Origin of the sequence: Clostridium vitabionis (genome assembly GCF_015351765.1) — a bacterium.
Lineage (GTDB): Bacteria > Bacillota > Clostridia > Lachnospirales > Lachnospiraceae > Clostridium_R > Clostridium_R vitabionis.
The window spans coordinates 46,730-72,126 of record NZ_JADKQA010000005.1 but is presented as its reverse complement, the minus strand read 5'-3'; the positions used below and the strand labels follow the sequence as shown (position 1 = coordinate 72,126).

The following is a 25,397-nucleotide window of genomic DNA, read 5'->3' as shown; positions in this document are numbered from 1 at the left end:
CATAATGTAAGAAGAAAGAGGGAACAGAAATCCGGAAGGGATCAGGAGATCGGCAGGATGCGTTCCCGATCAGAATAAATGAGATCAATCAGTGGAGGTAATGATGATGATGTATATGCCCAGTATTTTCGGTGAGAATCTTGTTGATGATTTCTTTGATGATTTTGATCACAGCTTTTTCAGCCAGCCGGCGAGCGGGAGACAGGCGAGTGCCCTGATGAAAACTGATATCCGGGAAAACGAGAACGGGTATCAGCTGGATGTCGAGCTGCCGGGCTACAAGAAGGAGGACATCAAGCTGGAGCTGAATGACGGCTATCTGAACATTACCGCCGAGAAGCACCAGAACAAGGAGGAGAAGGATCAGAACGGCAGGCTGATCCGTCAGGAAAGATATGCCGGATCGATGCAGAGAAGCTTCTATGTCGGGGATAACCTGACCGAGGAAGATGTGAAGGCGAAGTTCGAGAACGGTATCCTGAGACTGGAACTGCCGAAGAAGGATGCGAAGCAGATTCCGGAGAAGAAGACGATCGCGATTGAATAATTTTTCCGCCTCGGCAGCCGGACGGGCGCCCGGCACCTGAGGCACGGAAGGAATGTTTAAAGGACAATGACAACCCCCGGGCGGTTACAGCCCCGGTTTATATAGAAAAGTTTTTCAGTTCTGAACAGCATCCGGAACCGAATGTTCAAAGGAGGAATTTTTATGATGTACATGCCTGCTTTATTTGGTGAAGATCTGATGGATGACTGGATGGATGATATGGACAGGGCATTCTCGAGAAAGAATCCGTTGTTCGGCAGAAGTGCAAAGAATCTGATGAAGACGGATGTCCGTGAGCTGGACAATGCCTATGAGCTGGCAGTTGACCTGCCTGGCTTCAAGAAAGACGAAATCAAGCTGGAGCTCAAGGATGGCTGCCTGGTGATCAGCGCGGCCAAGGGCGTCGAGAAGGACGACAAGGATAAGAAGGGGCGCATGATCCGCAATGAGCGTTACAGCGGGGCTGTCGAGAGAAGCTTCTACGTCGGTGAGGACGTCACTGAGGATGAGGTGAAGGCAAAATTTGAGGACGGCGTGCTTCGGATTACCGTCCCGAAGAAGGACGAGGAGAAGAAGACACCCGAGCATAAGCTGATTGCCATCGCCGGATAACGGCGACGGAAGCCTTAAGCGACCTCCATTCACGTATCTGCTCCGAGCAGATACTGGTTGATATATAGATAACTCCTGATATGGGGCTGTCTCACATTTCCCTCCGGGGAGATGGGAGGCAGCCCTTTTGCTGTGCCTGGCACTGAACAAGCGCGGACCCGGTTCGAACCTGGCGAATATGCCTGCCTTGGCATAGGATCGAAAAGAAAGTATAATGAATGCGAAAAGACATATGATGATGCCCGGATCATTCTGATCCCGGACAGAGGAAAGGATACCTTATGCTTCGTGGAAAGACTGTTCTTCTCGGTGTGACCGGCAGTATTGCCGCATACAAAATCCCGTATCTCGCGAGCGCGCTCAAAAAGCAGGGCGCCGACATTCACGTGCTGATGACAAAAAATGCCGTGAACTTTATTACACCGATCACGTTTGAGACGCTGACCGGCAATAAGTGCCTGATTGATACCTTCGACCGGAACTTTGAATTCAGCGTGGAGCATGTTTCACTCGCCAAGAAGGCGGACATTGTCCTGGTCGCCCCGGCCTCGGCGGATGTGATCGGCAAGATGGCCGCCGGGATCGCCGATGATATGCTGACCACAACGATCCTCGCCTGCACCTGCCCGATCCTTGTCTCCCCGGCGATGAACACCAGAATGTTCCACAATCCCATCGTCCAGGACAACCTGCGCCGGCTGGAGCACTACGGGATGAAGGTTATCCGCCCCAATTCGGGGTATCTTGCCTGCGGCGACACCGGTGAGGGGAAAATGCCCGAGCCCGCCGAGCTTCTGGAGTATCTTGAGCAGGAGATCGCTTATCCGAAGGATATGGCCGGCATGAAGGTCCTGGTCACCGCCGGCCCCACGCGGGAGGCCATTGACCCCGTCCGTTATATCACCAACCATTCCACGGGGAAAATGGGCTATGCCATTGCCCGCGCAGCCGCGGGGCGGGGGGCGGAGGTGACGCTGGTGACCGGAAAGACGGATCTTCCGAAGCCCAGGTTCGTCCATACGGTTGAGATCGTCTCCGCGAAGGAGATGTTCCGCGAGGTTACCTCGCGCGCTGGGGAGATGGACGCCATCATCAAGGCTGCCGCCGTTGCGGATTACCGGCCGGCGGAGGTTGCCTCGGAGAAGATCCACAAGAAGGACGGCGGCCTCGCCATCCCGCTGGAGAGAACCGATGACATCCTCCAGTATCTCGGGGATCACCGGAGGGCGGACCAGTTTCTCTGCGGATTTTCCATGGAGACCGAGAATGTCCTGGAGAATTCCCGGAGAAAGCTTGCCCGGAAACATCTGGACATGATTGTGGCCAATAACCTCAAGACGGCCGGGGCGGGATTTGGCACAGATACCAACGTGGTCACCCTGATCACCGCGGACGGGGAGACGGAGCTGCCGCTCATGAGCAAGGACGAGGTGGCTTTCGAGATTCTCAGCCGGGTTGCCCGCAAAATCAACAGAAATTCAGAAATTAACAATTGAATTTTGTCAAATTTGCGTTAAGATAAGGGAGTATCCGAGCCGCACGGCAGAAAGCCGGCGGCATCGGGGCAAGATCCCGATCATGGGAAAGGGAGACCCTTTCCGGAGAGATGTGCGGAGAGGCGTTTTGTGCCGCCCGCATGAGGCTCTCATCCCGTATGGCATCCTTCTGATGGAGGAGCGATAACAAAGGAGAAAAAATGAAAACAGAAAAGCAAAAAACCATCACAACCACAAATCTCGTCCTTCTGGGCATGATGACCGGCGTTCTGCTGCTCATGGCCTACACACCGCTGGGCTACCTGAATATCGGTCCGCTGGCGATCAGCTTCAATATGATCCCCGTGGCGATCACCGCGATCGCGCTCGGCCCTGTCGGCGGCCTGATCACCGGATCGGTCTTCGGCCTCACCAGCTTCCTGCAGTGTATCGGGGTCGGCGGCGTCAGCGCGATGGGCGCCATCCTTTTCCAGATCAATCCCTTCCTTGCCTTTATCCAGCGCTTTGTCCCGAGAGCCCTTGACGGCCTGCTTCTCGGGTATATTTTCCAGCTGATCCGCGCAAGACGGGGATCCCTGCATCTTGCCAGCGCGGTGACCGGCTTCTTTGCGGCATTCCTGAATACGCTGTTCTTTATGTCGATGCTGGTGCTGCTTTTCGGCAACACGGAGTACATGCAGAACCTGATCGGCGGCAGGAATATCATTGCCTTCATCTGCGCCTTTGTCGGCATCAATGCCGTCGTTGAGATGTTCTCGGCGACTGTGATTACCGCCCTGGTCGCGACTGCGCTCGTCAAGGCAAGGCTCATGCATCCTGCGGAGATTCGCGGCGCGCATAAGGCTGTCACGGTCTGACCTGATTTTTCAAAGAGAGGTATCGCCATGCTGCTTGCGATGGATATTGGCAATTCGAATATTGTCATCGGCTGTATCGACATGGAGAGAACCTACTGGATCCGCCGTGTGACCACAGACCGGTCAAAGACGGATATGGAGTATGCGATTCTTCTGAAAAATATCCTCGACCTGAACCGGATTCCCGGAAAACAGATCGACGGCGCGATCCTGTGCTCCGTTGTGCCGCAGGTGACTGGCTACCTGAAGCAGGCGGTGGAGGAGCTCCTTCATGTGCCGGTGATGGTCGCCGGCATCAGCCTAAAGACCGGAATCCGGGTAAAAATGGACCGGCCGGAGACGGTGGGGGCGGATCTGATTGTCGGCGCCGTTGGGGCGCTGACGGAGGCCGAACCTCCGGTGATCATTGTTGACCTGGGCACGGCGACCACGGTGACCTGTGTGGACCGCGACCGCAACTATATCGGCGGCATGATTATCCCGGGCATGAGGACTTCCCTGGACGCCCTCTCGGCGAGGGCAGCACAGCTTCCGGCCCTGGATATCACCGAGCCCGAGCGCCTGATCGGGAAAAATACGGTCGAGTGTATGCACGCCGGCATCATTTACAGCAACGCGGCGATGATCGACGGGTGCGCTGACCGGATCGAGGAAGAACTTGGCCAGAAGGCATCGGTCATTGTCACCGGCGGGCTGGCGAAATTTGTCACCCCGTACTGCCGGCGCAAGGTGATCTATGATGACGACCTGATGCTGAAAGGCCTGTTGAAGCTCTATGAGATGAACCGCTGAATGGGTAAGCAGATGGAAGGTCATGAACTGCGCCCGTCGTCGGCAGAGAAGAAAACAGGCATAGAGAACAAAACAGACAGCCCGGAGCGGCCCTCAGGAGAGGACAGGTTCTGAGCTGTCTGTTTTTTTACGCAGAGCACTTAACGATATAACCAGCCGCTTAACGAGGACAAGCGAAAGCGCAGTTCGAGCTTAGCAAATCTGCTCGTCCATGATGCGGCTGTGCGGGGCGGGAGCCGCCGGTTTCGCGGATCCCGCCCCGGGAAATCAGAACTTCCCGGCTCTTGCCGCTTCCTCAACAGAAACCGCAACAGACACGGTTGCGCCGACCATCGGGTTGTTGCCCATGCCGATGAGACCCATCATCTCCACGTGCGCCGGAACGGAGGAGGAACCTGCGAACTGGGCGTCGGAGTGCATACGGCCCATGGTGTCCGTCATGCCGTAGGAAGCAGGGCCTGCTGCCATGTTGTCCGGGTGAAGGGTACGGCCTGTGCCGCCGCCGGAGGCAACAGAGAAGTACTTCTTGCCTGCCTCAAGGCGTTCCTTCTTGTAGGTGCCGGCAACCGGGTGCTGGAAGCGGGTCGGGTTCGTGGAGTTGCCGGTGATCGAGATATCCACGTTCTCATGCCACATGATGGCAACGCCTTCCTGGACATCGTTCGCGCCGTAGCAGTTTACCTTCGCGCGCGGGCTGTCCGGGTTCTTGGAATAGCACTTGCGGAACACTTCCTTGAGCTCGCCGGTAGCGTAGTCATACTTGGTCTCCACGTAGGTGAAGCCGTTGACACGGGAAATGATCTGTGCGGCGTCCTTGCCGAGGCCGTTCAGGATAACGCGGAGCGGCTTTTTGCGGACCTTGTTGGCCTTCTCGGCGATGCCGATCGCGCCCTCAGCGGCGGCGAAGGATTCATGTCCGGCCAGGAAGCAGAAGCACTCGGTGTCCTCCTCGAGGAGCATCTTGCCGAGGTTGCCGTGGCCAAGGCCGACATTTCTGCGGTCAGCGACGGAACCCGGAATGCAGAAGGACTGGAGGCCTTCACCGATGGCTGCCGCGGCATCAGCCGCGCGGCGGCATCCCTTCTTGATGGCGATTGCCGCGCCTACGGTGTATGCCCATTTTGCGTTCTCAAAGCAGATCGGCTGAATGTGCTCAACCATGTGATAGACATCAAGGCCGGCGTCCTCGGTGATCTTCTTCGCCTCCTCGATAGAGCTGATGCCGTACTCATTGAGCTTGGCAAGAATCTGCTTTTCTCTTCTCTCGTATGATTCAAATAATGCCATCTCTTCGTCCTCCCTCTATCACTGTTTGCGCGGATCAATGAAGCGGACAGCGTCGTCGCAGCGTCCGTACTGGCCGGAGGCCTTCTTCAGTGCCGCGTTGGCGTCGTCGCCGGCCTTGATGAAGTCCATCATCTTGCCGAAGTTTACGAACTTGTATCCGATGATTTCGTCATTCTCATCGAGGGCGAGATCCGTGATGTAGCCGTCAGTAAGCTCCAGGTAGCGGGGACCCTTGGAGAGCGTCCCGTAGGTGGTGCCGATCATGGAACGGTTGCCCTTGCCGAGATCCTCAAGGCCTGCGCCGATCTGAAGGCCGTCCTCGGAAAATGCGCTCTGGGAGCGTCCGTAGGCGATCTGCAGGAACAGCTCGCGCATGGCGGTGTTGATCGCATCACAGACAAGGTCCGTGTTCAGGGCTTCGAGAACGGTAAGACCCGGGAGAATCTCCGCGGCCATGGCGGCGGAGTGGGTCATGCCGGAACATCCGATGGTCTCAATCAGGGCTTCCTGGATGATACCGTTCTTAACGTTCAGCGAGAGCTTGCAGGCACCCTGCTGGGGAGCGCACCAGCCGACACCGTGGGTATATCCGGAGATATCCTTGATTTCCCTGGACTGTACCCATTTTGCCTCCTCCGGAATCGGAGCGGCACCATGATGTACACCCTGGGTAACAGGGCACATATTGGTTACTTCACTCGAATAAGTCATAGGTTTCCCTCCTGAAATCTGGGCATAACTGCCCCTGTGAATAATAACTCGGATTGAAAATTCACATGACTATCATCTATCATTGCTAAAATATTGTCAAGAATAATTCTTAAGAAGTAAGCAGAAAAGGAATGCCTGCTGTTCAGCCCCCAGCATACACCGGACAGGCATAAGGAACGGCACCCGGACAGATGCCGGATGCCGTTTGCTTTATCCCTCGGCAACGAGGTGATGAAATAATAGTTTCACGCGGTTTGCTGCGGATGCCAGGTTGCAGGCGGATTCGTAGGTGGCGACGATCTTGTCGGACAGCGTCAGGACACAGGCCAGACGGCTGGTCGGGACGGAAGTCGCCAGCGGGAACATGTGGCAGCGGATAGCCTTCTTCTCCACTTCGGTCAGCTCATAATGGTAGAGCTCGGAGTTCTCCACCGCTTCCACCGGGTGGTAGAAGCAGTACAGGCCTTCGTGATCCTCATGTCCTGCCTCGTGGTAATTGACGAAGCAGAAATCGTGCAGAAAGCCGACCCGGGCAGCACTCTCAGGATCTACGCCGAGCTTCGGTGCCATCTTTTCCGCGAGATAGGCAACGCGGATGCTGTGGTCGTAGGTATTGGTGCAGCCGTGGCGCGGAATCTGCGCGAGCCTCCGGTAAGCCGGATTCTCCGTAATCTCGCTGTGCTCCCTGGCAAAAAGGACTGTCTCATCAGATAAGCGCAACGTCATCATCCCTCTCTTTATTCATGAACGAAAATACAGACAAATTGTTCCATCTTCACTATAAAGCATCTGCCGGGCGAATGCTACAAGTTCATAGAAATTTCAGAAAGGCTCACGGCATGCCGTAAAATTTCCGGTAGAGGGCGATTTCCTCCGGCGTGTTCCGGCTGGAGAGGAAGATGACCCGGCCATCCCTGTCCCTGGCCGACAGGATGCCGTTCTCATCAAGCCGGCGTTTGAGTTCGCGTGCGGTTCCCTCCCCGCCGTCGTAGAAAGGGATGTTGCCGAGAACCTCCGCAATCTGCCGCCGGATGAAGGGGTAATGGGTGCAGCCGAGGACAACGGCATCTACCCTGCCGCGGTAGCGGCCGAGGAGATTTTCCAGGAGCTCGTGAAATTCCGGAGTGTCCGTCCGCCCCGCCTCGATCTCCTCGACGACGCCGATCCCCGGCACGGGGATGATCTCGGCGCCCTTTCCGTACTTTTCCGCGAGACGGTGGAATTTTTCCAGGCGGAGGGTCATCTCGGTCGCCATGACCAGAATCCGCCGGTGTCCGGCGAGGACGGCAGGCTTGACCGCCGGCTCCACCCCGATGATCGGGATGGAAAATGTCGACCGGAGCAGCGGCGCGGCAGCGCTGGTCGCCGTGTTGCAGGCGATGACACAGGCCTTCACGCCCTCATCCACAAAATGCCGGATGGCGTTGAGGGTCAGTTCCCGGACCTCCTCCTTCGTCCGGCTGCCGTAGGGGGCATTTGCGGAGTCGCCGAAATAGACGATATCCTCATGGGGCAGCAGCCGGGTGATCTCCCGGAGGACGCTGATCCCGCCGGCGCCGGAGTCAAAAACGCAGATATCATTCAGGTATTTCCCGTTCATTGGATTCCTTCCTGTCATGCAAAGCTTTCAAGGATGTCTCTGTGGTATAATGATAGCACGGTGGAAAAAAAATGAAACCGGGGAAAATAAAACTTGACAGATCGTAAGATGATGTCTAAAAATAGCCTCGATGTGTTATAATTGAGTATCTATCCGGACAGACAGAAAGGAAGGGATGCTTTATGTGGGCTTATGAGCGAGTGTTTTATCAGATTTACCCGCTGGGTTTCTGCGGTGCGCCGTTTGAAAATGACGGAGTGGAGGCGCATCGGATTCTGCAGGTGACTGACTGGATCCCGCATCTCATCAAGCTCGGTGTCGGCGCGGTCTATTTCGGCCCGGTTTTTGAGTCGGATACCCACGGCTATAATACAAGGGATTATCGGAAGATCGATGTCCGGCTGGGAAATAACGCCGATTTCCGGCAGGTGGTGGACCAGCTCCATGCCGCCGGCATCCGCGTGGTGATCGACGGCGTCTTTAACCATGTCGGCCGCGGCTTTTTCGGTTTTCAGGATGTTCTCCGGAACCGCGAGAATTCCCCCTATAAGGATTGGTTCAACATCAATTTCGGCGGCGATTCGCCCTGCGGCGACGGCCTCTGGTACGAGGGCTGGGAGGGAAATTATGACCTCGTCCGGCTCAATCTCCGGAACCCGGCGGTCACGGATTACCTGCTGGGCTGTGTGAAGCAGTGGATCGAGGAATTTGACATCGACGGGCTGAGGCTGGATGTGGCTTATCTTCTGGATCCGGAGTTTATTCGCCGCCTCCGCCGGGAGACTTCCGCCTGGAAGGAAGATTTCTTCCTCGTCGGAGAGATGATCGGCGGGGATTACCGCCAGATTATGGGGGATGATCTCTGCCACTCAGCGACCAATTATGAGTGCTACAAGGGGCTTTATTCCTCCTTCAACAGCATGAATATGTTTGAGATCATGCACTCCCTCCTCCGGCAGTACGGCAGTGAACCCTGGTGCCTTTACCGGGGAAGGCATCTGCTGAATTTCGCGGACAATCACGATGTATCCCGGTTCGCGAGCATCCTCACCAATCCGGAGCAATTAAAGCCGGCGTACACGCTCCTGTTCGGCATGCCGGGGATTCCGATCATATATTACGGAAGTGAGTGGGGAGTGAAGGCGGACAAGTCGCAGGGGGATCCGGCGCTCCGCCCGCACTTCGAGAGGCCGGAGTGGAATGACCTCACAGATCACATCGCCGGCTGCGCGAAGGCATTTTCCGGCTCGAGAGCCCTGCAGTACGGCTCGATCGAGCAGCGGCTTCTCACGAACCGCCAGCTGATTTTTGACCGCCGCACCGAGGACGGGGATCGTGTGCTTGTCGCGGTCAATGCGTGCGGGGAGGAATACCATGCCCACTTTGACGCCCAGGCAGGGCGGGCGAGGGATCTCATCACCGGCACCGTCGTGGACTTCGGCGGCGGACTGGTCATGCCGCCCTACGCCTCCTGGCTGCTCCAGCCGTTTTGACCGGCCATGGGCGATGTGCTGGTTCTGGATTTTCAACATATGTACCGCCCGGAGCGGTTTTCCGGTGCCGAGGTGCTGGATTTTGAGGATCTCACGGGGGTCCGCGGCTTCCTTGATCCGGAGGCGGAGGAGGTTCTCCGGGAAAGTCTCTCCCCGCGCGGTCCTTCCGGGATTCACCTGATCGGGGACGGCAATTATCATTACCTGAGCCGCCTGTTCACCTCCATGATCTCGGAGCCGTATGACCTGCTGATGCTGGATCACCACACCGACCTCCAGCGTCCGGCATTCGGCGATGACCTCCTGACCTGCGGCAGCTGGCTGCGCCAGGTGCTCTGCCGGGATCCGATGGTGCGGGAGGTTTATCTCGCCGGGCCGCCGGAGCGCATGCTCGCGGAGAGCGCGGGGGACCTGGATCTCACCCGGGTGCATTTTCTCCCGATGGAGCAATTCCGCTGCCCGGAGCGCCGCCGGGCCTTTCGGGCACAAAAAAATAACCTTCCGCTCTATCTCTCGGTGGACGAGGATATTCTGCGGAAGGAAGACCTGGTCACCAACTGGGACCAGGGGGATCTGGCGTTTTGGGAGCTTACCGCGTTTCTCGGCGGGTTTCTTCCCGGCACAGCCCTCATCGGCGCGGATATCTGCGGCGGCATGGCGCCGTCCGATATAGGGGCTGAATCCCTTGGCGGCGTGGCGCCGTCCGAGATGGGGGATCAGGCACCTGGCGGCCTGTTCCGGGGAATTTCGGAGGACGAGATCGGGAAAATGCGGGAGCAGGCGGATCTTGCGCTGATCCGCGCGGTCCGGCCGTTCCTTCGGCTTGTCTGATCGTGACGGACACTTGCTCCGGCCGCTCCTTTTGCCTACTTGATGGTGACGGACACCCGGTTCGGCATGCAGACGATGGTCTGGCCGGTCTCGGAGATCCAGCCGGTGTGCACACAGATTTTGTCCGGGCAGGTGGCCTCTGTGATGGCCGCCTGCCCGTCTTTGATGACGAGGTGATTTGTCCCGCCGTTTGCGCCCTCGATGATGAGATCCGCGTCCCGGTCCAGCGGGTAGTCCCCGTAAACCTTCGTGTCCACCTGCACCTCGACGGTCAGGGCCTTCCGGCCGAGCAGCCGCCCGGTATAGAGGCCGAAGCCAAGCCAGGAGGCGAGGCAGAGGGCGAGGAGGACAGCGAGGAAGACAAACGTGTTCTTCTGATGCCTTGTATCTTTTATATTTTCCGATTTGAACATATTATTTTTCCTGTTCCTGAATTTCCTTAATTAAGGCGTCCGCCCCCTTGGTATAGGTCACCTGGTACTGGTCATCCATAAAGAATCCGTAGACCCCGTCCATGGATTCGATCAGCGCTTTTCCCTTCTCCGTGCCCAGCGCAAAGCAGGTCGTGCTCAAGGCATCGCCGTCCACGGAGCGGTCGGAGACGATGGTTACCTGGACCAGCCCGTTCTCGACAGGCCAGCCGGTCTTCGGGTCAAGAATGTGGTGATAGTTCACCCCGTCCACGACAAAGTGCCGTTCGTAGACGCCGGAGGAGACCACGGACTGCCCGTCGATGTTCAGTGTCGCGTAGACGGTGCTGTGGTCGGCGAACGGCTTCTGGATGCCGACGACGAAGGGCTTGCGGCCGTTTTCGCCGACGCAGAGGACATTTCCCCCGAGGTTGATGATGGCGCTCCTGACGCCCGTGCTCTCCAGATACGCCTTCAGCCGGTCAGCGATGTAGCCCTTGGCGATGGAGCCGAGGTCGATGGTCGTGTCCGGGGAGAGGAAGGTCAGCTGATCGCCCTCAAGCTTCAGGTTCCGGTAATCGATTTTCGCGGCGGCGGCAGCGATGTCCGCTTTGTCCGGAACTTTGCCCGGGTTTCCGGAAAAGTTCCAGAGCGTGCTGGCCGGCTCGATGGTCACGTCGTAGGCGCCGTCCGAGATCTCCGAGAAGTGGAGCGCCTCGGAGAGGACATCCGCGAGGTCGTCCGAGATGGAAAATGTCCCGGTGCCATTTTCCCGGTGGTTCAGCTTGTAGACCTCGCTTCCCTCAATGGTCTTGCTGAATTCGTTCTCATAGTCCCGGATCATCGAAAAGCAGTGGTCGAGAATGTCCTGTTTCTGGTGGTCATAGAGGGTGACGGTCACCGAGGTGTCCAGGGCAAATCCGGTCTGGGTCAGAGGTTCGGCGTTCCGGTCGCGGACGATCATGCCGAACACGAGGACAAGGCCGAGGATGACGGCGAGGACGGATTTTGTGCGATAGGAGAGCCGGGGCTTCCCGGAAAAATAATTTGTCATGGCAATCTGCCTTCCCTGAGGCCTTCGGCGGCTCCGTGGACAGGGAAAACCGCCTGGGGTATACTATAGAAATCATGGTCACTGTTCAGAACCCTGACCGGGGTCTGGGGCGGCTGCGGCGTCCGGCCGCATGCCGGGAAACAACGCCGCGCGGAAAGCCCGGCGAATACGGTTAATCATAACATTGGGAAATGTCCGGGTCAAGAAAGGGGAGTGCTATGGAGAGGAGAGATCAACCGGGAAAGCCGGGAAAACGCCGCTCGGGGAGGACGCCGGCGGGTGACGCCGCGCTCTGCGGCCTGATGTGCGCCCTGGCCTTCCTTTTTGGTTATGTGGAAATGCTGGTTCCCGTAAGCCTCGGCGTTCCCGGCGTGAAACTCGGCCTGGCCAATCTGGTCTCCATCGTGAGTCTCTATCTCCTCGGCACACGGCGCACCGTGCTGATCTCCCTGGTCCGGGTGATTCTCACCGGATTTACCTTCGGCAGCCTGTCTGTGATGATGTACAGCATGGCGGGGGCGGTTCTGAGCCTCATTGCCATGATTTTCTGCCGGAAGGCGGATCTCTTTGGCATCACCGGGATCAGTATCGCGGGGGGCGTCTTCCACAATATCGGACAGCTGATCGTGGCGGCGCTTGTGCTCGAATCCGCGAACCTGTTCTACTACCTTCCGGTGCTTCTCTTCGCGGGCACGGTCTCCGGCGCGTGCATCGGGCTTTTGGGCGGGATGGCGGTGAAGCGCCTTTCCCGGGCGATTCCCGGCTCCCTGACTTGACAAACATCCTCTGAATATGTATGATATGCATATCTGATTGGTAGGAATTAAATTGTGCATAAGGATATTAGAGGTGATGGATAGATGAAGATTTCAACAAAGGGAAGATACGCGCTCCGGATGCTGGTAGACCTGGGAGAACACAGAAATGAGGGGTTTATCGCCCTCAAGGACACGGCAAAGCGCCAGGAGATTTCCAAAAAATATCTGGAGCAGATTGTGCCGACCCTCAACCAGTCCGGTCTCCTGATTTCCAACCGCGGTTTCCAGGGCGGGTACCAGCTTGCGGAGGATCCGTCCAAGATCACGGTCGGGCAGGTGCTCCGCCTGACCGAGGGAAGCCTGGCTCCGGTGGTCTGCCTGGAAAAGGGGCAGGAATGCAGCCGCTCTGCCTTCTGTGAGACCCTGCCGGTCTGGAAGGGGCTTTACCGGGTGGTCAATGATTATCTGGACAGCATCACACTCCAGGATGTCATCGACCAGGCCGAGGCGAACGAAGTGGATAATTATGTGATTTGATTCCGTGGGACTTGGGTTCTGAACAGCAGGGGAGTGCGTCTTCCCGCCGGTTTGTTGCGGCGGGAGCGCGCTCCCTTTTTAGCAGAGCACTTAACAAGCGCGAGCCCAGCGGGCGAAGTGCGAGTTTAGTGCGAGCTATGCGAATTTGCTTAGTGAGAACAAGCGTGAGCGCAGTTCGAACTTAGCAAATTTGCTTGCTGCCCACGGGGGCTGCGCGTACCGGAGATGCCGCCTTCCCGGAACGAAAAAATGCCCCCGGCCACCCGCCCGGAGGCAGGAGACTGGAGGCATTGTCTTTCTTATGCTGAAGGATTATTCCGAGAACATCGCGGTGGAGAGATAGCGGTCGCCGGTATCCGGGAGCAGGGCAACAATGACCTTGCCCTTATTTTCCGGCCTCTCGGCGAGCTTTCTCGCCGCGGCTACCGCAGCGCCGGAGGAAATGCCGGTCAGAAGGCCGGTCTTCTTCGCCAGCTCGCGGCCGGTTTCGAAGGCCTCCTCGTCGGTGATCCGGATGACCTCATCATAAATCTTGGTGTCCAGCGTATCCGGGACGAAGCCCGCACCGATACCCTGGATCTTGTGCGGTCCCGCGTGACCCTCGGACAGTACCGGGGAGCCCTCGGGCTCAACAGCGACAACCTTGACGTTCGGATTCTGCTCCTTCAGATATTTGCCCGTGCCGGAGAGCGTACCGCCGGTGCCGACGCCGGCAACGAAGAAGTCGACCTTGCCCTCGGTATCCTTCCAGATCTCCGGGCCGGTGGTCTCATAGTGCGCCTTGGGGTTGGCCGGGTTTACGAACTGTCCCGGGATGAAGCTGTCCGGGGTCTCCTTTGCCAGCTCTTCCGCCTTGGCAATTGCGCCCTTCATGCCCTTGCTGCCGTCGGTCAGGACGAGCTCCGCGCCGTAAGCTTTCAGGATCTTCCTGCGCTCAACACTCATCGTTTCCGGCATCGTGATGATGATCCGGTAGCCCTTTGCCGCCGCCACCGAGGCGAGGCCGATGCCTGTATTGCCGCTCGTGGGCTCGATGATGACCGAGCCGGGCTTTAACTTGCCGCTCTTCTCCGCGTCCTCGATCATGGCGAGGCCGATCCTGTCCTTGACGCTGCCCGCCGGGTTAAAGTACTCGAGCTTCGCCAGGATGGTGGCGTCAAGCTTGTGCTCCGCCTCATAGTTGGTCAGCTCCAGGAGCGGGGTGTTGCCGATGAGTTCGGTGAGATGTCTGTATATCGCCATAATGAGCCTCCTTTGTGGTTCGTGAAGATTGCGCAACTGTTCAGAAGCCGCATGTGCTGAACAGTTTTGTTATCGTTTTCCTGAAAATTCATATAAAACATACTGAAATACTGTGCTTTTATGGTAGCGAATTCCGTCGGGAATGTCAATAGGAAATTTGAAAAATGTATGCTACACTGAAAACCGGCTGCGGGGACGAAGGAAGATCCCCGCAGGTGCGGAGGTGATCGAATGAAGGTAAATCGGTATGAGATCTACCGGTATATGGGCGTCCGCGGCGAGGCCGACGAGCGGACCAGGGAGCTGGTGGAGGACTGCCTGCGGGAGCTGGAGATGAAAATCAGCCCGCGGTCATTTTCCATGGAATATCCGGTGACCGTCGCGCCGGACGATACGATCGACATGACCTGTTTCCGGGTGCAGAGTCACAACCTCGGGAGGAATCTCCGCGGCTGTGAGAAGGTGATCCTGTTCGCGGCGACCATCGGCGAGGGGGCAGACCTCCTGATCCGCCGTTATTCGCGCGTGAACGTCAGCCGGGCGCTCGCCATGCAGGCGTCCTCGGCGGCAATGATCGAGGCTTACTGCAATGAGCAGAATCAGAGATATAAGGAAGACGCGCGGGCGCGAGGATATTTCCTCCGGCCCCGGTTCAGCCCGGGATATGGGGATTTCCCCCTGGAGAAGCAGCGGATCCTCTGCGATGTGCTGAAGACGGAGAAGACGGTGGGAATCAAGCTGACCGGAAGCCTGCTCATGATGCCCTCAAAGTCGGTGACGGCGGTGATCGGCATGAGCCGGCATGAGGAGCCATGTATTATGGAAGGCTGCGAGGCGTGCGGGAAGAAGGACTGCGCGTTCCGCCGGTAAATTGGGAGGTTCAGATGAATTTTAGAGAGGAACTGAAGAAAAATGTCCTGATCTTTGACGGGGGCATGGGAAGCCTCCTGCAGGCGGAAGGCTTAAAGGCCGGCGAGCTTCCGGAGACCTGGAATCTCCGGCATCCGGAGGTCATCCGGCGGATCCATGAGGATTACCTGCGCGCCGGCGCGGAGATCATCAAGACCAACACCTTCGGCGCGAACGGCCTCAAATATGCCGCGGACGGGGAATTTTCCCTGGAGGCGGTTGTGACGGCGGCGATGGAAAATGCGCGTGCCGCGGTTAAGGCAGCCGGCCATGGGATGATTGCCCTGGATCTCGGGCCGACCGGGCGGCTTCTTGCGCCGATGGGCGATCTGGAATTTGAGGACTGTGTGAAGCTCTACGCGGAGGTTGTCCGGATCGGGAAGGCCCACGGGGCAGACCTCATCCTGATTGAGACGATGAGCGACCTCTATGAACTCAAGGCGGCGGTTCTCGCCGCAAAGGAGAATTCGGATCTCCCGGTGGTGGCGACAGTGATCTTCGACGCGACGGGAAAGCTGCTCACCGGGGGTACGCCGGAATCCGCCGTCGCCGTCCTGGAGGGGCTCCGGGTGGACGCCCTCGGGATGAACTGCGGTCTCGGACCGAAGCAGATGCGGCCGTTCATCCGGCGGATGATCGCGGCTTCCTCCACACCGGTGGTGATCAATCCGAACGCCGGCCTCCCGCACACGGAAAATGGCCGCACGGTCTACGACATCGGGCCGGAGGAATTCGCCGGCGAGATGGCGAAGATCCTCGAGGACGGCGTTTCCCTGGCCGGCGGCTGCTGCGGGACGACGCCGGAATATATCCGCCGCCTTCATGACCTTGCCGCCGGCAGGAAGGCGCCGGAGATTACAAAAAAGCATGACACCGTGGTCACCTCCTTCGCCGGCGCGGTGCGGATCGGGGATGACCCGGTGATCATCGGCGAGCGCATCAACCCGACCGGGAAGAAGCGGTTCAAGCAGGCGCTCCGGGAACATGACACCGAGTATATTCTTCAGCAGGGGATTGCCCAGCAGGATGCGGGGGCACAGATCCTTGACGTCAATGTCGGCCTTCCGGGCATGGACGAGGCAGCGATGATGACGGACGTCATCCGGGAGCTGCAGGGGGTCACGGAGCTGCCGCTCCAGATCGACACCTCCGACCGCCGGGCGATGGAACAGGCGATGCGCATTTATAATGGAAAGCCGCTCATCAATTCGGTCAACGGGAAGAAGGAGAGCATGGACGCGGTCTTCCCGCTGGTTGCCCGCTACGGCGGCGTGGTCGTCGCGCTGGCGCTGGATGAGGACGGCATTCCGGCAGACGCTGACGGGAGAATCCGGGTGGCGCGGAAGATCATCGCCGAGGCGGAGACCTACGGGATCGACCGGAAGGACATCCTGATCGACGCCCTCTGCCTGACCGTGAGTTCGGAGGAACGGGGGGCGCTGGTTACCCTGGAAACAGTGCGCCGTGTCCGGGAGGAACTGGGCTGCGGGACGGTTCTCGGCGTCTCGAACATTTCCTTCGGGCTTCCCCAGCGGGAGATCATCAACGCCGCGTTTTTCACGATGGCGATGCAGAGCGGGCTCTCCGCCGGGATCATCAATCCCAACAATGACGCCATGATGCGCTCCTACCGCGCGTTCCGTGCGCTGACCGCCCGCGACCCGCACTGCGGGGACTATATCGCGGCGTACAGCAATTATGAGCCGCCGGTGCCGAAGGGTTACGTGAAGGCCGGAAGCCAGGAAGCCCTCCGCGCGGCGGGGAGTGCCGGAAATCCTGGAGATCCCGGCCGGGGAGGCGCGGGCGCAGCCGGCGCTTCGTCAGACGAAAACGGGCAGCCGGACGGCCTAAGCCTCCCCGGCGCGATGGCGGATCTCGCCCTCGCGGTGGAGAAGGGGCTCAAGGAGCAGGCGGGCCGCGCCGCGGAACTTGCGCTGGAGACGGCGCAGCCGCTGGATGTGGTCAACCAGTGCATGATTCCGGCCCTTGACCTGGTCGGCAAGAAGTTTGAGAAAGGGACTCTGTACCTCCCGCAGCTTCTGATGAGCGCGGACGCAGCGAAGGCGGCCTTTGAGATCATCAAGAGCCGCATGGCCGGCTCGGGGGCGTCCAGGGAGAAGAAGGGGAAAATCATCATTGCGACGGTCCGGGGGGATATCCACGATATCGGCAAGAATATCGTGAAGGTCCTGCTGGAGAATTACAGCTTCGATGTCATCGACCTCGGGCGGGATGTCCCGCCGGAGAAGATCGTGGAGACCGCCCTCCGGGAAAATGTCCGCCTGGTCGGGCTCTCCGCTCTGATGACGACCACGGTGCCCAGCATGGAGGAGACCATCCGCGAGCTCCGGGAGAAGGCGCCGGGGGTGAAGGTCTGGGTCGGCGGCGCGGTGATGACCGCGGATTACGCGGAGGAGATCGGTGCCGACGCCTACTGCCGGGATGCCATGTCGTCCGTAGAGTACGCGAAGAAGATCCTGGGCTGAGCCGCCCTCACGAGTTCGTGGCTCCCGGCAGATTCCTGGCTGTGCCGTGTGGCGCAGCCGCCAATGCCGCGGAGCTTCCGCCGCCCTCCCGGGAGCGTTGAGTTTCCCGGGGGAACGTGTTATACTCAAGGGCGAAGCAGGGCTTCCGGCGGGAGGCCGGAAGACGGACAAGTGAATAGAAAGCAGAGTAGGAATACCGGCGCCAAGTGCCGGGCGGACAGGGAGTTGCCGCCCAGACGAAGAGCCAGGGAGGAAGAATCTCCGCCCCGGGGCTCGCGGTCGATATTCCGCATCCCGCTGCATCACGCAAAGAGAATTTCTCCTGATGCGGCAGTTGTCTGCGAAAGGAGAACTTTTTATGCGGAAAACTGTTGAACTTTACCGGGCGTCTTTTGGACAGATAAAAAATCTCCGGGCAGTGACCCTGTCGGCCATGCTGCTCGCTTTGTCGGTGATTCTCGGCTATTTCACGATCGAGGCCGGGCCATTTCTCAAGATCGGGCTGAGCAGCCTCGTCAATGCCTTTGTCTGCTTCCTCTTCGGGCCGGTGCTCGGCGCCTTCTATGAAGGGGTGCTGGACATCATCAAGTTTGTCATCAAGCCCACGGGACCATTTTTCCCCGGATTCACGCTGAATGCGGTGCTCGCCGGCATGATCTACGGGACGGTGTTGTACAACCGGCCGCTGTCCTTCCGGAGGGTGCTCCTCGCGGAATCCCTGGTGGCCCTGCTGATCAACTGCGGGCTGAATACGCTCTGGATTTCCCTGCTCTATGGGAAGGGGTTCTTTGTCATTCTCCCGATGCGGCTGCTCAAGAACGCGGTCCAGTGCCCGGTGAACTCGTTGATTTTTACCCTGATTGTGAAAAAGCTGGAAAATTCCGGCATCCTCCGGGATATCCGCAGGATTGCCGGCCGATGAAAAAGGAGTATATTCATGGCAGAAAAAGTGGACAAGAACGGGCGGCGGATCCCGCAGCCGAACCCGGCGAACATGATCGCCCCGCTGAATGAAGGGAGTTCGGTGAAAAAGGTGATCGGCATCGTCAGCGGCAAGGGCGGTGTCGGAAAGTCCCTGGTTACTTCCCTTATGGCCTGCGTCATGCGGAGGAAGAATTACAACGTCGGTATTCTGGACGCGGATATCACCGGCCCGTCCATCCCGAAGAGCTTCGGCATCACCGGCTATCTTCAGGCGGTTAACGGCAATATCATGGTGCCCCGGGAGACAAAGACCGGCATCCATATCATTTCCTCTAACCTTGTCCTGGATGACCCGGCGGAGCCGGTCATCTGGCGCGGGCCGATCCTGGCCGGCGTGATCAAGCAGTTCTGGTCGGAGACCCTCTGGCAGGATATCGACTACATGTTCGTGGATATGCCGCCGGGCACCGGTGACGTCCCGCTGACCGTCTTCCAGTCCCTGCCGGTGAACGGGATCATCATTGTGACCTCCCCGCAGGATCTTGTGACGATGATCGTCGAGAAAGCCGTCCGCATGGCGGAAAAGATGAATATTCCGATTCTCGGCCTGGTGGAAAATATGAGCTATCTCGTCTGCCCGAACTGCGGGGAGAAGATTTCCGTCTTCGGGGAGAGCCACATCGAGGAGATTGCCTCCCGCTACCATCTTCCTGTGCTGGCGAAGATCCCGATCAACGCCGAGGTTGCCGGGATGGTGGACGCCGGCCGCGTGGAGGAGGTGTCCGCGCCGTTCCTGGATCAGGCAGCGCAGGCCGTGGAGAAGGCCTGATGGCCGGATCATTTGCAATGGAGATGTGACCGATGAATATTACCCCGAATCCGAACGGCGAGCTGAGCCAGGTTGCGGTCAACGCGCCGGCTGAGTATGGCGTTCCGGAGAATTTCAAGGAGCATGCCCAGCAGTTCCGGGAGAGCATGATGCGCTATGCCTGCGCCATCCGCGAGGTCCGCACGAAGCTTGAGGTGCTGAACGATGACCTCTCCGTGCGGAAATCCCGCAATCCCATCGAGATGCTGAAAACCAGGGTAAAACGCCCGGAGAGCATCGTGGAGAAGCTGGAGCGGCGCGGCCTCCCGGTGACGATCGCGTCGATGGAGAAGAATCTGGACGATATCGCCGGTGTGCGGGTCATCTGCACCTTTATTGACGATATCTATGAGATCAGCCGGATGCTGGCGCTCCAGAACGATGTGAAGGTTCTTGCGGTCAAGGATTATATCCGGTCCCCGAAGGAGAACGGATACCGCAGCTACCACATGATTATCGAGATCCCGGTCTTTTTCGCGGACCGGATGCGCCCGATCCGCGTGGAGGTGCAGATCAGGACCATCGCGATGGATTTCTGGGCAAGCCTCGAGCACCAGCTCCGCTATAAGCGCCACTATGACAAGGAGGACGCCCTGGAACTGGAGGGAGAGCTCCGGGAATGCGCCGAGACGATCGCGCACACCGACTGGAGAATGATGGACATCCGCCAGAAGATTGAGGAGAAGGGCATACTGCCCGGCGAGAACTTCGAGGTCTGACGGGAATTTACCAGAAGTAGACGGACAGGGTTTCGAGCACTCGGAACCCTGCCTTTTTGTACAGGCGGACCGCCGGGATATTGCCGCTGTCCACATGCAGGATGACCCGGCGGGCGCCGGCATCCCGGAGGTCGAGTAGAACCCGGGCAAATGCTTCCGCCCCGATTCCCCGCCCCCGAAGCTCCTCCGCCACCAGGAATTCCCCGAAGGAGGCAGTACCGCCGGGGAGAAGGTCCGCCCGGCAGGAAGCCGCCTCCCCGGCGGGAAGCCCGTCGGCGGTGAAGCGGTACCGGAGCGTACGGCTGCCGTCCGGATGGCTCTCCGCTGCCCGCCGCATCCACAGCGCGGGCTTGGATTCAGCAGGCCTTGGGCCTGCGGGAGCCGGCAGGGATGCGCTGCCGGAAGAAGGCCGGCACGCATTGCGGGGGAGGCGTTCCTCGCGCGTATCCCTGGCGGCATCAGCAGCGAGCTCCACGCCCATGAGCCACTGGTCAGGGCCTGCAGGCTCTGCCCCGATCGCGAGAAGGGCGCTTTTTGTCTCCGGATCCTCACCGTCACAAGAAAACAGCACATCACGGGAATCCAGGAGCGGGGAGGCGGCGTCGAGGAGGGCGCGCATGACGCCCTTCCGCCGGGCCTCCGGGCGGGTGATGCCGGCACATTCCGAGAGATTATCCCCGTCCGGGCGGCAGACCGCGAGAAAAGCGAGCAGCTTTCCGCTGTCATCCCGGGCGAGCCAGGTGCGCTCAGTTTCCTCGTTTCCGGGAAAGCCGGGACAGGCGGGATGGGAGGCGCGGGCGAGCCGGACGAGGCCGGAAATTTCCCGTAGGACGGCTTCTTCCGGACGGACTGTGGACGAAATCTTCATAGGGATACTCCTTTGCGAGACGGATTTTCTCCTCCCACTATACCGCGGCGGGGGCAGAACGGCCAGAGAAAGCCCCGGGGAAGGGCGAAAAATCGACGGATTTTTCGTTGTTAACCCTATGCCCCCGTGATAAAATAGCCGTGAGGACGGCGGCGGAGGGCGGGCATGCCTTCCGGCCGTCCGAGCGAGGAGTATCAGGATGTATTTATATGAGGCGATAAGCTGTCGCCACACGGTGCGGAGATATCTGGAGAAAAAAGTGCCGGAAGAACTGAGACGCCAGATTCTCCGCTTTTTTGACAGCACGGAGAGACTGGATGATCATCTCGCGGCGGAGGCTGTGATCTCTGACCGGGAGGAGAAGAAGGGCAGGGGAAAAAGAGGATTCCGCAGGCGGGATTCCGGGGCGCCGCAGCTGCTGACGGTCTACTCGGCTGCCGGCAGCCTGGCGGAGAAAAATGCGGGCTATATTCTGGAACAGGTCGCGCTCTACCTTGTCTGCAAGGGGATCGGGAGCCGGATTCTCGGCGGTGAGGCTGGCGCCGGGCGGGCAAGAAATGGCAAACGGGCCGTGGCCTCTATGGAATTCGGCTATCCGGATGAGCCGCTCTTCCGGGAGAGCCCGCTGGCCAAACGGCTCCCGCTGAGAAAACTGTGTTTTCCCTCGGAGGAGCCGGAGGAAGCGATGCGGACCATCCTCCGGGCAGCCCGGCTCGCCCCGTCGGCGCTCAACTGCCAGCCGTGGCGGTTTGAGCCGTCCGGGATGAAGCTCCGGGTTTTCGAGAAGATCACGCTCGCCGGAAAACTGGCCGGGAGAAAATACCGCGAGGTCAGCTTCGGCTGCATGCTGGCGAATATTTCCCTTGCCGCCGATGAGCTCTGGCTGCATGAAAATATTGTGTTCGCCGGCGCGGCTTCCGGAAAGGGCGGAAACACGCCAAATCTTGTCATGACGATCACATTTACACCATAAACCATGGAAAGGATAATCCGATGATTCAAAAGCTGATTGACAAAATTGCTGCTACCGGGGCGCCGGTCTGCGTCGGCCTTGACCCGATGCTGAGTTACATTCCACAGTTCATCCTGAAGAACGCGCTGGAGCGCTGCGGCGAGACCCCGGAGGGGGCGGCGGAGGCGGTCTGGCAGTACAATAAGGGCATCATTGACGCCACCTGCGACCTGATCCCGGCCGTGAAGCCCCAGATCGCCATGTATGAGCAGTTCGGGATTGAGGGGCTTAAGTGTTACCTGCGGACCGTCCGGTACTGCCAGGAGAAGGGGCTGGTGGTCATCGGCGATGTGAAGCGTGGGGATATCGGATCCACCTCCGCAGCTTATGCGACAGGACATCTCGGGAAGGTAACTATCGGGAGCCAGGTGTACGAGGGCTTCGGCACCGATATGATCACCGTGAATCCCTATCTCGGCACGGATGGGGTAAAACCGTTTGTGGATGAGTGCAACCGGTCTGACAAGGGCATTTTCGTCCTGGTGAAGACCTCCAACCCGTCCAGCGGGGAGTTCCAGGACAAGGAGGTTGACGGCCGCCCGCTCTATGAGCTTGTCGCGGAGAAGGTCGTGGAGTGGGGGCAGGATTCCATGGACGGCAGCTACAGCAATGTCGGCGCGGTTGTCGGCGCGACCTACCCGGAGATGAGCAGAGTTCTCCGGAAGCTGATGCCGCACACCTATTTCCTGGTGCCCGGCTACGGCGCGCAGGGGGCGACGGCGGAGGATCTCCGGTTCTGCTTCAACAGCGACGGCCTCGGGGCGATCATCAATTCCTCGCGGGGAATCATCACGGCGTACAAGAAGGAAGCCTACGCGAAGTTTGGGCCGGAGCACTATGCCGACGCGGCCCGGCAGGCGGTTATCGACATGGTGAAGGATATCAGCAGCGTTCTCTGAGAGAAGGAAGGAACGGGAAAATGCCCGCAAGGAGAGAATTAGGCACGGTGATCAGCGTCGATGAGCTGACGCCGGGAATGTTCAGCATGTGGATCGGGACCGGGTGCGGGGATTCTTCCCTGCCCGGCCAGTTTGTCGCGCTCTACAGCCATGACCGGTCGCGGATTCTCCCGCGGCCGTTCGGAATCTGCGATACGGAGCCGGGGAAGCTCCGGCTGGTTTTCCGCGTGGCAGGCGCCGGGACGGAAGAATTCTCCCGGTACCGGCCGGGGGAACCGGTGGAGATCCTGGGGCCTCTGGGCAATGGTTTCCCCGCGCTAAGCGACAGGGCGCTTCTCATCGGCGGCGGCAGCGGCCTCCCGCCGGTCTACAATCTGATGAAGCATTATGCGGGGGAAAAGACGGCGGTCCTCGGTTACCGGGACAGCGCGATGTTCCTCCGGGAGGATTTTGCGGCGGCAGGGAGGACAGTCGTCGCCACGGAGGACGGAAGCTTCGGCGTCCGGGGCAATGTCCTCGACGCCATCCGTTCGGAGAACCTCGCGGACGGGGCAGGGGTGATCTTTGCATGCGGCCCGACGCCAATGCTCCGGGCAGTGAAGGCATTTGCCCGGGAACAGGGGATTCCCTGCTACCTCTCCCTGGAGGAGAGGATGGCCTGCGGGATCGGCGCCTGCCTGGCCTGCGTGACGAAGTCCACAGAGAAGGATGCCCACAGCAATGTGAACAATAAGCGCGTCTGCAAGGACGGGCCGGTCTTTGAGGCGGGGGAGGTGGAACTGTGAGTGCTGATGGGAAGAAGAAACAGTCAGCCGCGGGGGAAAATGCCGGCGCGATGCCGGATCTCTCCGTGACCATCGCCGGCGTTACACTCAAAAATCCGGTGATGACCGCCTCGGGAACCTTCGGCTCCGGCGCGGAGTACAGCGATTTTGTCGACCTGAACCGGCTCGGGGCTGTTGTCACGAAAGGGGTCGCGGTGACACCCTGGGAGGGAAACCCGACGCCCCGGGTGGCGGAGGTCTGCGGCGGCATGCTGAATGCCATCGGCCTGCAGAATCCCGGATTCGACCTCTTCGCGCGGCGGGATATCCCGTTCCTCAGGCAGTATGACACGAGGATCATCGTGAATGTCTGCGGGCACACCGAGGAGGAGTACGTGGAATGCGTGCGGAAGCTCGCGGATGAGCCGGTGGACATGCTGGAAATCAACATTTCCTGCCCGAATGTCCGTGCGGGCGGCATTTCCTTCGGGACAAGCCCGTCCGGGGTGGAGAGAATCACGAAGGCGGTCAAGGCCGCTGCCCGCCAGCCGGTAATCATGAAGCTCACGCCGAATGTGACGGACATTGCGGAGATTGCGAAGGCAGCCGAAGCCGGCGGCGCGGATGCCATTTCCCTGATCAATACCCTGACCGGCATGAAGATCGACGTGAACCGCAGGACATTTGTCCTGGCCAATAAGACCGGCGGCATGTCTGGGCCGGCGATCCACCCTATCGCGGTCCGCATGGTGTATCAGGCGGCCCGGGCAGTGGAGATTCCGGTGATCGGCATGGGCGGGGTCACCGACGCGGAGAGCGCGCTGGAATTCCTTCTTGCCGGCGCGTCGGCGGTTGCCGTGGGGACGGCGAATTTCCGCAATCCGCGGGCGACGCTTGACGTCATCGATGGGATCCGGGAATATATGGAAAAATACGGGGTGGAGCGGATCACCGACCTGGTCGGCGCGGTGCGCTGAGCCGCGCGAAGCAAGCCTCGGAAAGGAAAATCATGGAAAACTACAAGGAACAGTTTATCGAGTTTATGGTGGAGAGCGAGGTCCTGAAATTCGGGGACTTCACGCTGAAGAGCGGGAGAAAGTCCCCATTTTTCATGAACGCGGGCGCTTATGTGACCGGCAACCAGCTGAACCGGCTCGGCGAATTTTACGCGCGGGCGATCCACGACAACTATGGCCTGGACTTTGACGTCCTCTTCGGCCCGGCGTACAAGGGGATCCCGCTGAGCGTGGCGACGGCCATGGCGATCAGCCGCCTCTACGGCGTCGATGTCCGCTACTGCTCCAACCGCAAGGAAATCAAGGATCACGGCGATAAGGGGATCCTTCTCGGCTCGAGCCTCAGGGACGGCGACCGGGTGGTCATCATCGAGGATGTGACCACCTCCGGAAAATCCATCGAGGAGACCTATCCGATCCTGATGTCCCAGGCGAAGGTGGAGATCAAGGGCTTGATCGTCTCCCTGAACCGCATGGAGCGCGGAAAGACGGAGATGAGCGCCCTCGAGGAGATCCGGGAGAAGTATGGCTTCCCCACAGCGGCGATCGTCACGATGAAGGACGTAGTGGACCGCCTCTGGAACAGGGAATGCCAGGGCCGTACGGTGATCGACGACAGCTTGAAGCAGGCGATTGATGCCTATTATGCCCGATATGGGGCCAGGCAGTAACCCGGAGCAGGCGTACTGGATATGCGCGAAAAGC

At 59.3% G+C, this 25,397-nt stretch carries 27 protein-coding genes and 1 riboswitch; of the genes, 19 read left to right on the top strand and 8 right to left on the bottom strand.

Annotation, left to right across the window (positions count from 1 at the left end; all coding sequences use genetic code 11):
- Window positions 1–109: 109 nt before the first annotated feature.
- The 5 genes from ISF27_RS10240 to ISF27_RS10220 all read left to right on the top strand — a co-directional run bounded on the left by ISF27_RS10240 (window position 110) and on the right by ISF27_RS10220 (window position 4,304).
- The gene (locus ISF27_RS10240; protein WP_194611551.1) at window positions 110–547 is read left to right on the top strand and encodes an Hsp20/alpha crystallin family protein; all 438 of its coding nucleotides are present in this window, start codon (window positions 110–112) and stop codon (window positions 545–547) included.
- A 165-nt stretch (window positions 548–712) separates the two neighbouring features.
- Window positions 713–1,159, top strand: coding sequence for an Hsp20/alpha crystallin family protein (locus ISF27_RS10235; RefSeq protein WP_194611550.1), 447 nt, complete (start codon window positions 713–715; stop codon window positions 1,157–1,159).
- A gap of 281 nt (window positions 1,160–1,440) precedes the next feature.
- Window positions 1,441–2,655, top strand: coding sequence for a bifunctional phosphopantothenoylcysteine decarboxylase/phosphopantothenate--cysteine ligase CoaBC (coaBC, locus tag ISF27_RS10230; RefSeq protein WP_194611392.1), 1,215 nt, complete (start codon window positions 1,441–1,443; stop codon window positions 2,653–2,655).
- A gap of 200 nt (window positions 2,656–2,855) precedes the next feature.
- Entirely contained in the window at window positions 2,856–3,512 is a 657-nt protein-coding gene (locus ISF27_RS10225) for an ECF transporter S component (protein WP_194611391.1), read from the top strand.
- 39 nt (window positions 3,513–3,551) lie between these two features.
- Complete coding sequence (locus ISF27_RS10220; RefSeq protein ID WP_328701602.1) at window positions 3,552–4,304, top strand: type III pantothenate kinase; 753 nt, start codon at window positions 3,552–3,554, stop codon at window positions 4,302–4,304.
- Window positions 4,305–4,571: 267 nt separating this feature from the next.
- Here ISF27_RS10220 and ISF27_RS10215 read toward each other — a convergent pair whose 3' ends face one another.
- The 4 genes from ISF27_RS10215 to murI form a co-directional block, all read right to left on the bottom strand.
- Window positions 4,572–5,591 carry a GGGtGRT protein gene (locus ISF27_RS10215; RefSeq protein ID WP_194611389.1) on the bottom strand — a complete coding sequence of 340 codons (1,020 nt, stop codon included), beginning with the start codon at window positions 5,589–5,591 and terminating at the stop codon, window positions 4,572–4,574.
- 18 nt (window positions 5,592–5,609) lie between these two features.
- The gene (locus ISF27_RS10210) at window positions 5,610–6,302 is read right to left on the bottom strand and encodes an iron-sulfur cluster assembly scaffold protein (RefSeq protein WP_194611388.1); all 693 of its coding nucleotides are present in this window, start codon (window positions 6,300–6,302) and stop codon (window positions 5,610–5,612) included.
- 210 nt (window positions 6,303–6,512) lie between these two features.
- Window positions 6,513–7,028: an HD domain-containing protein gene (locus tag ISF27_RS10205; protein WP_194611387.1), complete on the bottom strand. Its 516-nt coding sequence runs from the start codon at window positions 7,026–7,028 to the stop codon at window positions 6,513–6,515.
- A 106-nt stretch (window positions 7,029–7,134) separates the two neighbouring features.
- Window positions 7,135–7,902: a glutamate racemase gene (gene murI / locus ISF27_RS10200; RefSeq protein ID WP_194611386.1), complete on the bottom strand. Its 768-nt coding sequence runs from the start codon at window positions 7,900–7,902 to the stop codon at window positions 7,135–7,137.
- A gap of 182 nt (window positions 7,903–8,084) precedes the next feature.
- On the opposite strand from murI, the gene ISF27_RS10195 reads away from it, so the two are divergent.
- Both ISF27_RS10195 and ISF27_RS10190 read left to right on the top strand, forming a co-directional pair.
- Complete coding sequence (locus ISF27_RS10195) at window positions 8,085–9,395, top strand: alpha-amylase family glycosyl hydrolase (RefSeq protein ID WP_194611385.1); 1,311 nt, start codon at window positions 8,085–8,087, stop codon at window positions 9,393–9,395.
- 6 nt (window positions 9,396–9,401) lie between these two features.
- Window positions 9,402–10,226 carry a hypothetical protein gene (locus ISF27_RS10190; protein ID WP_194611384.1) on the top strand — a complete coding sequence of 275 codons (825 nt, stop codon included), beginning with the start codon at window positions 9,402–9,404 and terminating at the stop codon, window positions 10,224–10,226.
- 35 nt (window positions 10,227–10,261) lie between these two features.
- Here the strand turns inward: ISF27_RS10190 and ISF27_RS10185 are convergent, their stop codons facing one another.
- Together ISF27_RS10185 and ISF27_RS10180 are read right to left on the bottom strand one after the other, a co-directional pair.
- Window positions 10,262–10,639 carry a NusG domain II-containing protein gene (locus tag ISF27_RS10185; RefSeq protein ID WP_194611383.1) on the bottom strand — a complete coding sequence of 126 codons (378 nt, stop codon included), beginning with the start codon at window positions 10,637–10,639 and terminating at the stop codon, window positions 10,262–10,264.
- Window position 10,640: 1 nt separating this feature from the next.
- A complete protein-coding gene (locus ISF27_RS10180; protein WP_407926083.1) occupies window positions 10,641–11,690 on the bottom strand; it encodes an FAD:protein FMN transferase in 1,050 nt (349 codons plus the stop codon).
- A gap of 218 nt (window positions 11,691–11,908) precedes the next feature.
- On the opposite strand from ISF27_RS10180, the gene ISF27_RS10175 reads away from it, so the two are divergent.
- Together ISF27_RS10175 and ISF27_RS10170 are read left to right on the top strand one after the other, a co-directional pair.
- Entirely contained in the window at window positions 11,909–12,466 is a 558-nt protein-coding gene (locus tag ISF27_RS10175; RefSeq protein WP_194611382.1) for a Gx transporter family protein, read from the top strand.
- Window positions 12,467–12,550: 84 nt separating this feature from the next.
- A complete protein-coding gene (locus ISF27_RS10170; protein WP_194611381.1) occupies window positions 12,551–12,985 on the top strand; it encodes an RrF2 family transcriptional regulator in 435 nt (144 codons plus the stop codon).
- 312 nt (window positions 12,986–13,297) lie between these two features.
- Here ISF27_RS10170 and cysK read toward each other — a convergent pair whose 3' ends face one another.
- Complete coding sequence (gene cysK, locus ISF27_RS10165; protein WP_194611380.1) at window positions 13,298–14,227, bottom strand: cysteine synthase A; 930 nt, start codon at window positions 14,225–14,227, stop codon at window positions 13,298–13,300.
- 231 nt (window positions 14,228–14,458) lie between these two features.
- Between cysK and ISF27_RS10160 the strand changes: the two genes are divergently transcribed.
- The 5 genes from ISF27_RS10160 to ISF27_RS10140 all read left to right on the top strand — a co-directional run bounded on the left by ISF27_RS10160 (window position 14,459) and on the right by ISF27_RS10140 (window position 20,133).
- Window positions 14,459–15,097: a vitamin B12 dependent-methionine synthase activation domain-containing protein gene (locus ISF27_RS10160; RefSeq protein WP_194611379.1), complete on the top strand. Its 639-nt coding sequence runs from the start codon at window positions 14,459–14,461 to the stop codon at window positions 15,095–15,097.
- A gap of 14 nt (window positions 15,098–15,111) precedes the next feature.
- On the top strand, window positions 15,112–17,622 hold the full coding sequence (locus ISF27_RS10155) for a homocysteine S-methyltransferase family protein (RefSeq protein ID WP_194611378.1): 2,511 nt from the start codon (window positions 15,112–15,114) through the stop codon (window positions 17,620–17,622).
- Between the two features lie 181 nt (window positions 17,623–17,803).
- A riboswitch (THF riboswitch) is annotated at window positions 17,804–17,924 on the top strand.
- Window positions 17,925–17,980: 56 nt separating this feature from the next.
- Window positions 17,981–18,544, top strand: coding sequence for a folate family ECF transporter S component (locus tag ISF27_RS10150; RefSeq protein ID WP_194611377.1), 564 nt, complete (start codon window positions 17,981–17,983; stop codon window positions 18,542–18,544).
- Between the two features lie 15 nt (window positions 18,545–18,559).
- Complete coding sequence (locus ISF27_RS10145; RefSeq protein ID WP_194611376.1) at window positions 18,560–19,375, top strand: Mrp/NBP35 family ATP-binding protein; 816 nt, start codon at window positions 18,560–18,562, stop codon at window positions 19,373–19,375.
- 32 nt (window positions 19,376–19,407) lie between these two features.
- Window positions 19,408–20,133 (top strand): GTP pyrophosphokinase, encoded by a 726-nt coding sequence (locus tag ISF27_RS10140; RefSeq protein ID WP_194611375.1) that lies wholly within the window; start codon window positions 19,408–19,410, stop codon window positions 20,131–20,133.
- A gap of 7 nt (window positions 20,134–20,140) precedes the next feature.
- On the opposite strand, the gene ISF27_RS10135 is transcribed toward ISF27_RS10140, so the two are convergent.
- The gene (locus ISF27_RS10135; protein WP_194611374.1) at window positions 20,141–21,001 is read right to left on the bottom strand and encodes a GNAT family N-acetyltransferase; all 861 of its coding nucleotides are present in this window, start codon (window positions 20,999–21,001) and stop codon (window positions 20,141–20,143) included.
- 199 nt (window positions 21,002–21,200) lie between these two features.
- Between ISF27_RS10135 and ISF27_RS10130 the strand changes: the two genes are divergently transcribed.
- From ISF27_RS10130 to pyrE, 5 genes are read left to right on the top strand one after another with little or no spacing between them, the layout of a single operon-like run.
- Entirely contained in the window at window positions 21,201–21,974 is a 774-nt protein-coding gene (locus tag ISF27_RS10130) for a nitroreductase family protein (protein WP_194611373.1), read from the top strand.
- A 20-nt stretch (window positions 21,975–21,994) separates the two neighbouring features.
- Window positions 21,995–22,912, top strand: a complete 918-nt coding sequence (gene pyrF, locus ISF27_RS10125) for an orotidine-5'-phosphate decarboxylase (protein WP_194611372.1) — start codon at window positions 21,995–21,997, stop codon at window positions 22,910–22,912.
- A 20-nt stretch (window positions 22,913–22,932) separates the two neighbouring features.
- On the top strand, window positions 22,933–23,697 hold the full coding sequence (locus ISF27_RS10120) for a dihydroorotate dehydrogenase electron transfer subunit (protein WP_194611371.1): 765 nt from the start codon (window positions 22,933–22,935) through the stop codon (window positions 23,695–23,697).
- A 50-nt stretch (window positions 23,698–23,747) separates the two neighbouring features.
- Window positions 23,748–24,653, top strand: coding sequence for a dihydroorotate dehydrogenase (locus ISF27_RS10115; protein WP_194611548.1), 906 nt, complete (start codon window positions 23,748–23,750; stop codon window positions 24,651–24,653).
- 32 nt (window positions 24,654–24,685) lie between these two features.
- Window positions 24,686–25,363 (top strand): orotate phosphoribosyltransferase, encoded by a 678-nt coding sequence (gene pyrE, locus ISF27_RS10110; protein ID WP_194611370.1) that lies wholly within the window; start codon window positions 24,686–24,688, stop codon window positions 25,361–25,363.
- Window positions 25,364–25,397 lie beyond the last annotated feature (34 nt).

Coding starts and splice junctions, on each gene's coding strand:
- ISF27_RS10240 (WP_194611551.1), top strand. CDS start 110: ATGTATATGCCCAGTATTTTCGGTGAGAATCTTGTTGATGATTTCTTT.
- ISF27_RS10235 (WP_194611550.1), top strand. CDS start 713: ATGTACATGCCTGCTTTATTTGGTGAAGATCTGATGGATGACTGGATG.
- coaBC (WP_194611392.1), top strand. CDS start 1,441: ATGCTTCGTGGAAAGACTGTTCTTCTCGGTGTGACCGGCAGTATTGCC.
- ISF27_RS10225 (WP_194611391.1), top strand. CDS start 2,856: ATGAAAACAGAAAAGCAAAAAACCATCACAACCACAAATCTCGTCCTT.
- ISF27_RS10220 (WP_328701602.1), top strand. CDS start 3,552: ATGGATATTGGCAATTCGAATATTGTCATCGGCTGTATCGACATGGAG.
- ISF27_RS10215 (WP_194611389.1), bottom strand. CDS start 5,591: ATGGCATTATTTGAATCATACGAGAGAAGAGAAAAGCAGATTCTTGCC.
- ISF27_RS10210 (WP_194611388.1), bottom strand. CDS start 6,302: ATGACTTATTCGAGTGAAGTAACCAATATGTGCCCTGTTACCCAGGGT.
- ISF27_RS10205 (WP_194611387.1), bottom strand. CDS start 7,028: ATGACGTTGCGCTTATCTGATGAGACAGTCCTTTTTGCCAGGGAGCAC.
- murI (WP_194611386.1), bottom strand. CDS start 7,902: ATGAACGGGAAATACCTGAATGATATCTGCGTTTTTGACTCCGGCGCC.
- ISF27_RS10195 (WP_194611385.1), top strand. CDS start 8,085: ATGTGGGCTTATGAGCGAGTGTTTTATCAGATTTACCCGCTGGGTTTC.
- ISF27_RS10190 (WP_194611384.1), top strand. CDS start 9,402: ATGGGCGATGTGCTGGTTCTGGATTTTCAACATATGTACCGCCCGGAG.
- ISF27_RS10185 (WP_194611383.1), bottom strand. CDS start 10,639: ATGTTCAAATCGGAAAATATAAAAGATACAAGGCATCAGAAGAACACG.
- ISF27_RS10180 (WP_407926083.1), bottom strand. CDS start 11,690: ATGACAAATTATTTTTCCGGGAAGCCCCGGCTCTCCTATCGCACAAAA.
- ISF27_RS10175 (WP_194611382.1), top strand. CDS start 11,909: ATGGAGAGGAGAGATCAACCGGGAAAGCCGGGAAAACGCCGCTCGGGG.
- ISF27_RS10170 (WP_194611381.1), top strand. CDS start 12,551: ATGAAGATTTCAACAAAGGGAAGATACGCGCTCCGGATGCTGGTAGAC.
- cysK (WP_194611380.1), bottom strand. CDS start 14,227: ATGGCGATATACAGACATCTCACCGAACTCATCGGCAACACCCCGCTC.
- ISF27_RS10160 (WP_194611379.1), top strand. CDS start 14,459: ATGAAGGTAAATCGGTATGAGATCTACCGGTATATGGGCGTCCGCGGC.
- ISF27_RS10155 (WP_194611378.1), top strand. CDS start 15,112: ATGAATTTTAGAGAGGAACTGAAGAAAAATGTCCTGATCTTTGACGGG.
- ISF27_RS10150 (WP_194611377.1), top strand. CDS start 17,981: ATGCGGAAAACTGTTGAACTTTACCGGGCGTCTTTTGGACAGATAAAA.
- ISF27_RS10145 (WP_194611376.1), top strand. CDS start 18,560: ATGGCAGAAAAAGTGGACAAGAACGGGCGGCGGATCCCGCAGCCGAAC.
- ISF27_RS10140 (WP_194611375.1), top strand. CDS start 19,408: ATGAATATTACCCCGAATCCGAACGGCGAGCTGAGCCAGGTTGCGGTC.
- ISF27_RS10135 (WP_194611374.1), bottom strand. CDS start 21,001: ATGAAGATTTCGTCCACAGTCCGTCCGGAAGAAGCCGTCCTACGGGAA.
- ISF27_RS10130 (WP_194611373.1), top strand. CDS start 21,201: ATGTATTTATATGAGGCGATAAGCTGTCGCCACACGGTGCGGAGATAT.
- pyrF (WP_194611372.1), top strand. CDS start 21,995: ATGATTCAAAAGCTGATTGACAAAATTGCTGCTACCGGGGCGCCGGTC.
- ISF27_RS10120 (WP_194611371.1), top strand. CDS start 22,933: ATGCCCGCAAGGAGAGAATTAGGCACGGTGATCAGCGTCGATGAGCTG.
- ISF27_RS10115 (WP_194611548.1), top strand. CDS start 23,748: ATGCCGGATCTCTCCGTGACCATCGCCGGCGTTACACTCAAAAATCCG.
- pyrE (WP_194611370.1), top strand. CDS start 24,686: ATGGAAAACTACAAGGAACAGTTTATCGAGTTTATGGTGGAGAGCGAG.